The organism is Plantactinospora sp. WMMB334 (genome assembly GCF_049179095.1).
GTDB lineage: Bacteria > Actinomycetota > Actinomycetes > Mycobacteriales > Micromonosporaceae > Plantactinospora.
The window spans coordinates 1,302,820-1,315,112 of record NZ_JBMHME010000002.1; the positions used below are offsets into that span (position 1 = coordinate 1,302,820).

Below are 12,293 nucleotides of genomic sequence, written 5' to 3' on the forward strand. Positions count from 1 at the left end.
ATGACGGCGGCGATGGCCTCCGGATCCGCCGTGGCGCCGGTCCGCCCCAGCGCGACCGCTCCGGCCGTCGGGCGGCTGCCGGCCATCACGAGCCGGCCCGGCTGAGCGGCCATGACCCGGTCCGGCTGGGCGGTCACGGGTCGGCCCGGCTGGGCGAGCGTGACCTGTCACGGCAGAGCAACCGACGGGTAACAGCGAGCGGGCAGGCTGGATCCGGGAAGGAGTGCAGATGACACTGTGGCGGATCAGAGCGACGGTGGCCGACCGGCCGGGATTCCTCTCCGTGCTCACGGCGAGCCTCGCGCTGCGCGGCGTCAACATCCTCACCGTGCAGGTGCACACCACCGAGGCCGGGGCGGTCGACGACTTCCTGGTCGACGCGCCGGCCGAGTTGACCGCCGACGACCTGGTCGCGGCGGTGGAACGCGGGCGCGGCCGGAACTGCTGGGTGACCCGCAGCGAGGCGCAGGGGCTGGCCGACCAGCCGACCCGGGTGCTCGGCCTGGCGGGCCGGTTGGTCCGGGACCCGGACGCCCTCGGTGAGTCGCTGCGCAGCCTGCTCAGCGCCGACTCCGTCACCTGGCGGCCGGTCTCCGGCGTGCCGGTGCCGGAGCACGGTGCCGGGGCGATGCGGCTGCCCGACCCGCACGGCGGCTGCTTCGAGGTCTTCCGGACCGCCCCGAGCTTCACCCCGGCCGAGTACGCCCGCGCCCAGGCGCTGGTGGACCTGGCCGGCGCGGCCGTGCGGCAGGCCGCCGAGCGGGTGACGCTGGTGCTCCCCGACGGTGCCGAGCTGGCGGTACGCCCGGCAACCCCCGACGACCTGCCCGGTGTGACGGCGATGCACGCCCGCTGCTCGGCACGGAGCCTGCACCGCCGTTATCCGGCGCTGGGGCGCCCGACGGCCGACCGGCTGCGTCGGCTGCTCTCCCCGGCGCACGGGGTCACCCTGCTGGCGCTGGCCGCGGAGACCGGGGACGGCCGGCCCGAGCAGGTGGTGGCGACGGCGACGCTGACCGCAGAGGGTCTGCTCGCCGAGCTCGCCCTGCTGGTGGAGGACGGCTGGCAGCGCCGTGGCCTCGGCGGTGCGCTGCTGCGCCGGCTCGTCGGGTACGGCACCCGGGCCGGTTACGCGGCGCTGCTGGCGCACACCTCCGCCGACAACGTGGCGATGCTGCGGATCCTGGACCGGATGTACCGGCCGGGCGCGATCGACCGCGACGGCAACCTGATGACTCTGACGATGCCGTTGGCCGACCCGCGGGTCACGTCGCGGCAGCGCGGCCTGCCGACGCCCGCCCCCGAGACTCCCGCCGCCGTCGCCGAGGCGTAGCGGCGCGGCACAGACCCAGCGGCCCGGTCCTGGTTCGGGACCGGGCCGCCGGAACCGCCTGACTGGGGCGAGTGGGGTCCCTCCGGTAGGACGGCCGGAGGGACCCCTTTCCAGCTCCGCCGCGCGGCGGTCGACTCAGGTCGCCGGGTCAGGTGGCCGGATAGCTGTTGTAGTCGGGAAAGTTGCCGTACAGGCGCGGGGCCGAGGAGCTGACGGTGACCGCCTGCACCAGCAGGTCGCCGCCGACGAAGGCGCCCTTCCAGGAGGCGCCTCGACCGCCGAAGGGCTCCGCGCGGTCGCCCCGGGAGCGGGGCCGGTTGATGCCGACCTTGAACGCCTGGAGGTCGACCGCGAGCTTGGCCGCCTCCTCCTCGTCGTCGCAGGCGAGGCTGGCGACAAGTGCGCCGTTGCTGGCGTTCATCGCCGCCAGCAGTTCGTCGGTGGTGTCCACCACCACGATGGTGTCGACCGGGCCGAACGGCTCGGCGTGCATCAGCCGGGACCGGCCCGGCGGCGCGAGCAGCACCGACGGTGCCACGTACGCCGAGGTGTCCTGCCCGGCGAGGAACGGCGCACCGTCCAGCCTGCCCCGGTAGAGCGGTACGGCGCCGCCCCGGACCGCCTCCTCCACCTTGCGGCGCAGCTCGTCGGCCTTTGCCGCGCTGATCAGCGGCCCGAAGTCGAGTTCGGGCAGTGGATCACCCTCGGGCCGGTCCTCGTCGACGGCGAGCGGGTGCCCGAACCGGACCGAGCGGACCACCGGCAGGTACGTGTCGAGGAACTGGTCGACCAGGTCCCGCTGCACCACGAAGCGCGGATACGCGGTGCAGCGCTGCTTGCCGTACTCGAAGCCCTTCTTCAGGTGCGCGGCGAGGCTCTCCCACCGGGAGAAGTTCCAGATGCCCCAGGCGTTCAGCCCCTCCTGTTCGATCATGTGCCGCTTGTCGGTGTCGAGCAGTGCGGCGGCCACCTTGCCGCCGTTGGAGCGGCCGCCTACGAAGGCCACCGCACCGATCTCCGGCGCCCGGACCAGCACCTCGGAGAGTTCCTCGCCGCCACCGCTGAGCAGGGTGGCGGGCAGCCCGGCCCGGCGCATCAGCGCGTGTGCCACGGTGAGGCAGACCGCGCCGCCCTGCGACGGCGTCTTGGCGATCACCGCGTTGCCGGCGAGCAGTTGCACCAGTTCGGCGTGGACCAGCACGCTCATCGGATAGTTCCAGCTCGCGATGTTGCTGACCGGGCCGGCCAGCGGCTCGCGGCCGTCGGCCAGCATCCGGTCGATCTCCTCGACGTACCACCGGACGCCGTCCAGGGCCCGGTCGACGTCGGCGCAGGCCAGCCGCCACGGCTTGCCGATCTCCCAGACCAGCAGGAGGGCCAGCAGGTCGCGGTGCCGGCTCAGCTCGTCGAGCGCGTCGCCTACCCGGGCCTTCCGGGCGGCCAGCGGGACGTCGGCCCAGTCCCGGTGCTGGCCGGCGGCGAACCCCACGGCGGCGCGTGCGGCGTCCGCGTCCACCCTGGCCAGGTTGACCAGCACGGTGTTGTCCACCGGGGTACGGACCGGGGTGGGCGTGCCGGCCGACTGCCAGGCGCCGGTCATCAGGTTGCGCAGGGTGACGGTCCCGTCGGGACGGTCGAGATCGAAGGCTTCGGGGGCGGCCCGCACCGCGCGGGCCAGGATCTCCGGCCAGGCGGTGCCGTCGGCAAGGCGCAGTGCCATCGCTGTCTCCTAGCGGTTGGCGGCCGCCGCGGCACCGGTGTCCGAGGGCCGCGCGGCCGGGAACGAGCAGCGTGCGGCAGCGTCGATGGCACCGCTGAGCTGGGCGTACTGTCTCCCGGCCCGTTCGGCGGCGGCAACCGTACGCCCGTATCCCAGGACGGCCGTTCCGCCAGTTGACCCTGCGGCGCCGGCTGCTGACTCGTCACTCAGCTCTCTGAGCTGGGAGGATGTCGCCAGTTGATCGATGTTTATAGATGGTGTGAGTCGCGTCAACCCGGGGGGAAGGGCTTTCCTCACGGCGATCCGCCGTGCCGTCCCCCGCCCGGCGGTTCCGCTGTCGCCGGTTTGGGTCCTTCACAAACCGGCAATGGCGCAGTTACATTGTTGGCTATCCATGGGAGCGCTCCCGGGGCTCCGATGGACGAGATCCGCAGACCCCCGAGAGCAGCGCCAGCGCCAACGCACCGCAGACCGCAGTAGCCCCCGCACCCGCGTCGTGCCCCGCGCAGGGAGAGGGGCGGATGCGCCCACATCCGCCCCTCGTGTCCTCCGCTACGCGTCGCCGCGCGCGGCTCCACGGACAGGAGCAATTCTAGTGCGCGACCGCAGCACCCCGGCCCGGCCGAACGGGCAACGTCCCCGGCCCGGTCCCCGGCCGAAACCAGGCGCCCGGCAACGCCTCAACGGCCGGCAGCGACCCGACGGCCGGCAGCGGCCCGACCGCGGCCAGCGGCCGGGCCGCTGGTACCTCCGGGCGGTGACCGCCGGCACCTCGGCACTGACCGCCGCCGCACTGATGCTCACCGGTTTCACCCCGGCCGCCGCGGCGGCCCCATGGGCGGCCGGCGCGGCCCCCGGAGCCGGATCGGCGCCGGCCCCGGTCGCCGCGCCGGCCTTCAACTACGCCGAGGCGCTGCAGAAGTCGCTCTTCTTCTACGAGGCGCAGCAGTCCGGCCCGCTGCCCGCCTGGAACCGGGTCTCCTGGCGTGGCGACTCCGCGCTGACCGACGGCTCCGGCGTCGGGCTGGACCTCACCGGCGGTTGGTACGACGCCGGTGACCACGTCAAGTTCGGCTTCCCGATGGCGTTCAGCGCCACCATGCTGGCCTGGGGAGCGGTCGAGTACCGCAGCGGCTACCAGGCCGCCGGCCAGCTCCCGCACCTGCTCGACAACCTGCGCTTCGTCAACGACTACTTCATCCGGGCGCACCCCTCGGCCAACGTGCTCTACGGGCAGGTCGGCAGGGGCGACGACGACCACAAGTGGTGGGGGCCGGCCGAGGTGCTGCCGATGGCGCGCCCGGCGTACAAGATCGACGCGAGCTGTGGCGGCTCGGACCTGGCCGGCGAGACGGCGGCGGCGATGGCCGCCTCCTCGATGGTGTTCCGGCCGACCGATCCTGCCTACGCCGACCGGCTGCTCACGCACGCCCGGCAGCTCTACACCTTCGCCGACACCGTGCGCCGGGCCTACCACGAGTGCATCACCGACGCGACGAACTTCTACCGCTCCTGGAGCGGCTACTCCGACGAGCTGGTCTGGGCCGCGATCTGGCTGCACCGGGCCACCGGCGAGGCGAGCTACCTGACAAAGGCGGAGACCGATTACGACCGGCTCGGCACCGAGCCGCAGCAGAGCAACCGGCTCTACAAGTGGACGGTGGCCTGGGACAACAAGCAGTTCGGCGCGTACGTGCTGCTGGCCAACCTGACCGGGAGGCAGAAGTACGTCGACGACGCCAACCGCTGGCTCGACTACTGGACCGTCGGCGTCAACGGGGAGAAGGTGCGCACCTCGCCGGGCGGGATGGCCGTGCTGGACACCTGGGGCGCGCTGCGCTACGCCGCCAACACCGCGTTCGCGGCCCTGGTCTACAGCGACCGGACCACGGACGCGACCCGGAAGGCCCGCTACCACGACTTCGCCGTGCGGCAGATCGACTATGCGCTCGGCGACAACCCGCGCAACTCCAGCTACATGATCGGATTCGGCGCCAACCCGCCGCGCAACCCGCACCACCGCACCGCGCACGGCTCCTGGTGGGACAGCATGCAGGTGCCGGAGGCGACCCGGCACACCCTCTACGGCGCGCTGGTCGGCGGGCCGTCCTCGCCGAACGACGCCTACACCGACAGCCGGAGCGACTACGTGATGAACGAGGTCGCCACCGACTACAACGCCGGGCTCACCTCCGCGCTGGCCCGGCTCGTCTCCGAGTACGGCGGCACGCCGCTGCCGAGCTTCCCACCGGCCGAGTCGCCGGACATCGACGAGATCACCGTGGAGACCACGGTGATGCAGGCCGAGCCGAGGGCCACCGGCATCAAGGCGATCGTCTACAACAGGTCCGCCTTCCCGGCCCGGGCGCTGACCGATTCCTCGTTCCGGTACTACTTCCGGCCCGAGGGGAGCGGCCCGATCCAGGTGACCAGCTCCTACACCCAGGGTTGCCCGGCACCGACCGCCGCCCGGCAGCTCTCCGGCGACATCTGGTACGTCGAGGTCGACTGCTCCGGCCACACCATCGCCCCGGCCGGGCAGTCGGCGCACCGGATGGAGGTGCAGTTCAAGATCGGGGTGCCCGAGGGGGGCACCTGGGATCCGGGCAACGACCCGTCGTACCAGACCACCGCCGGGCCGAACCCGAAGGTGACGCTCTCCGAGGGCAGCACCCTGGTCTGGGGCACCGCACCGGCGGCGTCGGAGCAGCCGGACCCGTCCGAACCCGACACCACCGCGCCGAGCGCGCCCGGCACCCCGACCGCCTCGGCGGTGACCGCCACCGGAGCCACCCTGAGCTGGACCGCGTCGACCGACGACGTCGGGGTCACCGGTTACCGGGTCTACCGGGAGGCCGGCGCGACGGACGCGCTGCTCGGCACGGTGACCGGCACGACGTACCCGGTCACCGGGTTGACGGCCGGCACCGCGTACCAGTTCTACGTGGTCGCGGTGGACGCGGCCGGCAACGTCTCGGCGGCGTCGGCGCCGGTCGCGGTGACCACACCTACCGCGCCGGCCGGCGGCTGCCGGATCGGCTGGACCGGCAACGACTGGAGCACCGGGTTCAGCGGCACCGTCACGATCACCAACACCGGCACCGGCACCATCGACGGCTGGACCCTCGCCTTCGCGTTCACCGCCGGACAGCGGATCACCCAGGCATGGTCGGCCACCGTGAACCAGTCCGGCACGGAGGTGACCGCCACCAACGTGGGCTACAACGGGACGCTCGCCCCGGGCGCCTCGACCAGCTTCGGCTTCAACGGTACGCACACCGGCAGCAACCCCCGGCCAACGTCGTTCACGCTCAACGGCGTGGCCTGCGCGACCGGCTGACCCGTCCCTTGGCCGGTCCCCGGCGGGGCCGTCGGGCAGTACCCCAGCAGGCTGCCCGGCGGCCCCGACCCGGTGCGCGCGACCCGACCGGTGTGCGCGACCCGACCCGGCGGTGTTTCAGCGTGCCGGTGCGTTCGCCTCGGCGGTCGCCTGGTCGAGCCAGTCCAGATACCAGCGGGCGAAGCTGACCCGCTCGCCCTCCGGGCCGGCCAGCGGCGAGAAGCCGCTGTCGTCGGCGCTGTCGTCGGCCCACATCGTGCCCCGCTCCGGTCCGCTGACCACCAGCATCTGCCGCAGCGCGCAGCCGAGGTGGCTCAGGTAGAGGGTGCCGACGGTGTGCCTCGGGTCGTAGGCCACCCGGTCGTGCAGCTCCCAGTAGGCGTCCTCGGCCGCGTCGAACTCCTCGACGGTGCCGAACTCCTCGGGGTCCGGCGGCTCGGGCAGGCCGGCGGCCGGGTTGAACGGTCCGGTGTGTGGAAAGGGCTCGGCGAGGGTGTCGAGCGCGGTGAGGTCGCCGCCGTCACCCTCCCAGCCCCAGCGGCCGTCCACCCGTCGCAGCGGGAAGAGCCCGTAGAACGGCCCCGCCCCGCCCCGGCTCACCTCCAGCAGGAAACTGCGGTAGTCCTCCGGCAGCCGGACACCGAGCTGCTCCTCCAGCTCCGCCAGCTCGGCCGGGCGCAGCGGCGGCTCCAGCGCCCACTCGTGGCCGTAGGCGCCGAAGACCCTGTCGGGCGGGGTACGGGAGAGCGCGGTCACCCGTTCGCGTACTCCCGACCATTCGATGTTCGTCACGGGCCCGCACCCTACCGGGATGTCTCGGCCGGCGCCGCCGGTCTCCCCGGAGGTGGGGAGGCCGGCGGCGGCTCGTCGGACCGGTCTCAGCGGGTCCGCAGCCCGTACCCGTACGGGAAGAGCGGGCGGTAGTTCCGGTCGCCGATGTTGATCGGCACCTGGGCCTCGCTCGCCGGCCAGCTCACCGAGAGCTTGCCGGTGAACGGCCGCCGGCCGAAGAGGACGTCGGCGACGCCGGCTCCCTCGCTGCCCGGCAGCCAGGAGGCGACCAGCGCGTCCATCTCGCCGAGCTGGTCGGTGAGCACCTGCGGCCGGCCGGAGACGACGAGTACGACGCAGGTGTCGATCGCCCCGCAGACCTTGTCGACCACGGCCTTGTCGCCGGGCTGGAGGGAGAGCGACTTCTCCTCCTGCTGCGGCGCCGAGCACCAGGTGCACTCCGGCCCGCCGACGTCACCGAACCCCTCGGTGTACGGCGTCTCGCCGACCACCACGACGGCGACGTCGGAGCCGTCGGTCGGTGCCGAGCCGTCCGCGCTGTAGGTGATCTCGGCGCGCGGCGCCACCTCGCGGATGCCCTCCAGGATGGTGGTGCCCGGGATGATGTCGCCGGAGGAGCCCTGCCAGCTGATGGTCCAGCCACCGGCCTGGTTGCCGATGTCGTCGGCGTTGCGTCCGGCCACGTAGATCTTCGCGTCCCTGCGCAGCGGAAGCGCCCGGTTGCTGTTCTTCAGCAGCACCTGCGACTCGGCGACCGCCCGCCGGGCCAGCGCCCGGTGCTCGCGGCTGCCGACCTCGTCGACGTCGCGGGTCGAGGCGTACGGGTGCTCGAAGAGGCCGATCTCGAACTTCGCCCGCAGGATCCGGCGCACCGCGTCGTCGATCCGGGCCTGGCTGACCCGGCCGGCCCGCACCTCGGCGAGGAGCAGGTCGATGAACTGCTTGGCGTTGTTCGGCACCATGAACATGTCGATGCCGGCGTCGACCGAGGTCCGCACCTTGTACGCGGTGAGCCCGGCCACGTCCGGCTCGATCGGGTCGGGGATCTGGTTGATCCCCTCCCAGTCGGAGATGACGAAGCCCTTGAACCGCTGCGCCCCCTTGAGCACGTGGGTGAGCAGCTCCTTGTGCGCGTGCATCTTCACCGGGTTGCCGATCCCGTCCTCGATCCAGTCCACGCTGGAGAAGGAGGGCATCACGCTGTCGACGTCGTGCCGGCGCAGCGCGGTCCAGAACGGGGCGAGGTTGGTCCGGGCGAACTCGGCCCGGCTGGTCACCGTGACGCCCTGGTCGATGACGTACCGCTGGGAGCCGGGCGGCAGACTCTCGTTGGCCTCGGCGGCGGCCTGGTCGTACTCGGTGTCACCGTCACCGGCGTAGTGCTTGATGGTGGCGAGCACGCCGGCGCTGCGCAGCCCGTCGATGTAGCTGGTCATCTCGCTGACCAGTGCCGGGTTCTCGCTGAAGCTCTCGTACGCCCGACCCCAGCGTTCGTCCCGGGAGACGCAGAGGCAGGGGGCGAAGTTCCACGGGATGCCGGTGGCCCTGACCTCCTCGCCGGTGGCCCTGCCGATCTCCCGGACGAGGGCGGGGTCGCGGGTCGCGCCGAGGCCGATGTTGTGCGGGAAGACGGTGGCACCGTAGACGTTGGAGTGCCCGTGCACGGCGTCGACGCCGTAGATGATCGGGATGCCCAGCCGGGTGCTCAACGCCTGCCGTTGGAAGTCGTTGACCATCGACACCCAGGCTTCCGGGGTGTTCGGGGTGGGGACGGAGCCGCCGCCGGAGAGCAGCGAGCCGAGTCCCCACTGGGCGACCAGCGTGGGATCGGCGTCGACCGCCAGCCGTTCGGCCTGGGCCATCTGGCCGACCTTCTCCGGCAGCGTCATCCGGCGGAGCAGGTCGTCGACCCGGCGGTCGATCGGCAGCCGGGGATTGCGGTAGTCGGGCCGGCCACCGTGCCAGCCGGAGCCACCGGAGGCGGTGCTGCCGCCGGCGGCGTCGGGGGCCGCCGACGCGCTGCCGGCGGGTAGCAGCGAGGCGACCAGAAGGCCGGTGAGCAGGGTTATCAATGGTGTTCGGGATCGCGCATGTGGACGCATGTCGTGCCCTCCAGAACCGATCGGGGTACGCGCCAGGACCGATCATTCCCATGTCGATAAGATGACGTCAATATTAAACGGTTAAGTTTCCTTTCTGAGAGCGCTCTTTCCGGGCGCTTACGTCCGGTTTTACGGGCATTGACGCGGTGAATCGGCATGCAAACCGCGGAGACGGTGCCGCCCGGCCGGAGACGCCGCGCACGTTCGCCGCCGCCGTCGCCCTCCGGTGGTGTCACCGGCTGTACATGGTGGACCTCACAGCCGTGCCGATGCCGGCACCGCAGCGCATGTGCAAGCATCGACACCAGGTGCGGTGCGCGTGGGGGCGCGCACGGGTGGTTGGGGGGAGCCTGGTGGGCCAGCCGCAGCACGACCAGTTCGGCGACCTGCTCCGGACGCTCCGGCGCCGTGGCGGGCTGACCCAGGAGGAACTCTCGGAACGCTCCGGTTCGAGCGTCCGGAGCATCCGGGAGATGGAACGGGGCCGCGTCCGGTCACCGCAACGGCGTACCGCCACGCTGCTCGCCGACGCCCTCGGGCTCGACGGCGCGGACCGGGCCGACTTCCTCGCCGCCGCCCGCACCGAACGCATCCCGCCGGACGGTACGCCCGCCACGGTCGTGCCCGGGGAACTGCCCAGCGCCGTGCCCGACCTTGCCGGCCGGGGCGCCGAACTGGCGGTGCTGCGCGCCCTGGTCGCCGATCTCGCGGCCGGCCGCACCGGCACCGCCGGGCTCGTGGTGCTGCACGGGCCACCGGGGATCGGCAAGACCAGCCTGACCGTCGCGGCCGGCCACCTGCTCAGTCCGAGCTTTCCGGACGGGCAGCTCTTCGTCGACCTGGCCGGAGCGGTGGTCGACTCCGGCGGCGGCGCGCAGGCGGCGCCCGCTGGCGGGACGCAGGCGACGCCTGCTGGCGGGACGCAGGCGACGCCTGCTGGCGGGACGCAGGCGACGGCCGCTGGCGGGACGCAGGCGACGGCTGCGGGCGGACCGGCGGCCGCGCCGGAACGGGGTCGGGTGCATCCGGCTGAGGCGCTGGCCGGGCTGCTGCGCTCGCTCGGCCTGCCGGATGCCCGGCTGCCGGTGCCGCCGGCCGAGCGCAGCGGCCTGTTCCGCACCCTGACCCGGGACCGCCGCCTGCTGCTGGTGCTCGACAACGCGGCCGACGAGGCGCAGATCCGCCCGCTGCTGCCGGCCGGGCGGCACTGTCTGGTCCTGGTCACCAGCCGCCGCCCGCTGACCGGGCTCACCGGTGCGGTACGGGTGCCACTCGGCGTACTGGAGCCGGAACCGGGGCGGGAGCTGCTGGCCTCGATCGTCGGTGCCGGCAGGGTGGCCGCCGAGCCGGCCGCCGCCGAGCAGCTCGTCCGGCTCTGCGGACGGCTGCCGCTGGCGCTCCGGATCGCCGGCAACCGGCTGGCCGGCCGACCACAATGGACGATCGCGCGCCTGGTCGGTCAGTTGCGCGACCAGCGACGGCGGCTGACCGTCCTCACCGCCGGAGACCTCGACGTGCGGGCCGCGTTCGAGGTGTCGTACCGGCAACTCGACCCGTTGACGGCGGCGGTGTTCCGGCGGGCGTCGCTGATCCCCGGCGGCGACTTCGACGCCGGACTGGTCGCGGCCGCCGCCGGCTGCGACGAGGAGAGTGCCGCCCAGGCGGCCGAGGACCTCGTCGACGCCGGCCTGCTGCTGTCGCCCGGCGACCGCTACCAGTTCCATGACCTGGTACGCCTCTACGCCCACGAGCGGCTCGCCGGCGACGACCCTCCGGAGCGGCGGAGCGCGGCGCACGACCGGTTGGTCGGCTGGCTGCTGCGCCGGACCGAGCAGGCGGGGGCGATGTTCTCCCCGGGCGCGTGCCGCAAGGGCAACCCGTTCGACGACGACCGGGAGGCGGCCGCCTGGTTGGACCGGGAGTCCGGCAACTGGCCGGCGGCGCTGCGGGACGCGGCCCGGCAGGGCTGGCACGCCGACGTCGTACGGGTGGCCCGGGCGCTGCACTGGTATTCCGACGCGGCCACCCACCGGCACTCCTGGGAGGAGGTCTTCTCGCTCGGGGTGACCGCCGCCCGCGCGCTCGGCAGCGCCCGGGACGAGGCGGTGCTGCTCAACTTCCTCGGCTGGGCCCGGTACTACTGCCGGGAGCGCAACTCCGACGGACTGGCCGCACTGGAGCAGGCGCTGGAACTGGCCCGGCGGATCGGTGACCGCCGGGAGGAGGCGTGGGCGCTGGCCTACTCCGCCTCGATCTTCATCCGCTCTGGCCGAGCCCTGCACGCCGTCGACTCCGCCCGCCAGGCCGTCGGGCTGTTCCGCCAGGTCGGCTACCTGCTCGGCGAGGCGTGTGCGGCCAACGTGCAGGGCTCCGCCCTGGCCGCGCTCGGCCGGTTCTCCGAGGCCGCCGAGCTGCACCGCGAGGTGCTCGAGTTCTATCGCGGGGAGTCCGGGCTGAGCAGCACCGGCGCGCTGATCGCCCAGGGCGCCACGATGATGGCCCTCGGCGCAGACCTGGCCGGCGAGGGCGACTGGCCGGCAGCGGTCGCCGAGTACGCCCGCACCCGTGTGCTCTTCCGGCGCTGCCGGGCGGCGTTCGCCGAGGCGGGCGCGGCGTACCAGCAGGGCATGGCGCTGCGGGAACTCGGCGCGTACGACGCGGCCGCAGAAGAGCTGCGGCAGGCCCTGGCGCTCTTCGCCGGCGTACCCAGTCCGTGGTGGGAGGCGCGGACCCTGCACGCCCTCGCCGCCCTGGCCGGCGCGGGCCCGGCGGGCGCGGCGGACGCCCGGCGGCTGCGCCGGAGGGCGCTGGACCGGTGCGGCGAGCTGGACGCCCCCGAGGCCCGCCACCTGCGCGCCACCCTGCTGCGCGAGCTGGCCGAGTAGCCCCGATCAGGCGGCGTGGTGGCCGGCCCGGACCGTGCGTCGACCCGGACCGTACGCCGACCCGGGGAAGTCGACCTGCTGCCCCGCCGCGGACCCCCAACGTTCACCGGAAACAGGGTGA

Annotated in this window: 6 protein-coding genes; 3 read left to right on the forward strand and 3 right to left on the reverse strand. The window is 73.4% G+C overall.

Features of this window, described 5'->3' with window-relative positions; all coding sequences use genetic code 11:
• Positions 1–229: 229 nt before the first annotated feature.
• Positions 230–1,333: a GNAT family N-acetyltransferase gene (locus ACN27G_RS05665; protein ID WP_421491709.1), complete on the forward strand. Its 1,104-nt coding sequence runs from the start codon at positions 230–232 to the stop codon at positions 1,331–1,333.
• Between the two features lie 148 nt (positions 1,334–1,481).
• Here the strand turns inward: ACN27G_RS05665 and ACN27G_RS05670 are convergent, their stop codons facing one another.
• Entirely contained in the window at positions 1,482–3,053 is a 1,572-nt protein-coding gene (locus tag ACN27G_RS05670) for an aldehyde dehydrogenase family protein (RefSeq protein WP_421491710.1), read from the reverse strand.
• A gap of 796 nt (positions 3,054–3,849) precedes the next feature.
• On the opposite strand from ACN27G_RS05670, the gene ACN27G_RS05675 reads away from it, so the two are divergent.
• Positions 3,850–6,393: a glycoside hydrolase family 9 protein gene (locus ACN27G_RS05675; RefSeq protein ID WP_421497251.1), complete on the forward strand. Its 2,544-nt coding sequence runs from the start codon at positions 3,850–3,852 to the stop codon at positions 6,391–6,393.
• A gap of 117 nt (positions 6,394–6,510) precedes the next feature.
• On the opposite strand, the gene ACN27G_RS05680 is transcribed toward ACN27G_RS05675, so the two are convergent.
• Positions 6,511–7,185, reverse strand: a complete 675-nt coding sequence (locus tag ACN27G_RS05680; protein WP_421491711.1) for an SMI1/KNR4 family protein — start codon at positions 7,183–7,185, stop codon at positions 6,511–6,513.
• Positions 7,186–7,271: 86 nt separating this feature from the next.
• Positions 7,272–9,287, reverse strand: a complete 2,016-nt coding sequence (locus tag ACN27G_RS05685) for a glycoside hydrolase family 3 protein (RefSeq protein ID WP_421491712.1) — start codon at positions 9,285–9,287, stop codon at positions 7,272–7,274.
• A 353-nt stretch (positions 9,288–9,640) separates the two neighbouring features.
• Here ACN27G_RS05685 and ACN27G_RS05690 point away from each other — a divergent pair, with 353 nt between their 5' ends.
• Positions 9,641–12,172, forward strand: coding sequence for an ATP-binding protein (locus ACN27G_RS05690; RefSeq protein ID WP_421491713.1), 2,532 nt, complete (start codon positions 9,641–9,643; stop codon positions 12,170–12,172).
• Positions 12,173–12,293 lie beyond the last annotated feature (121 nt).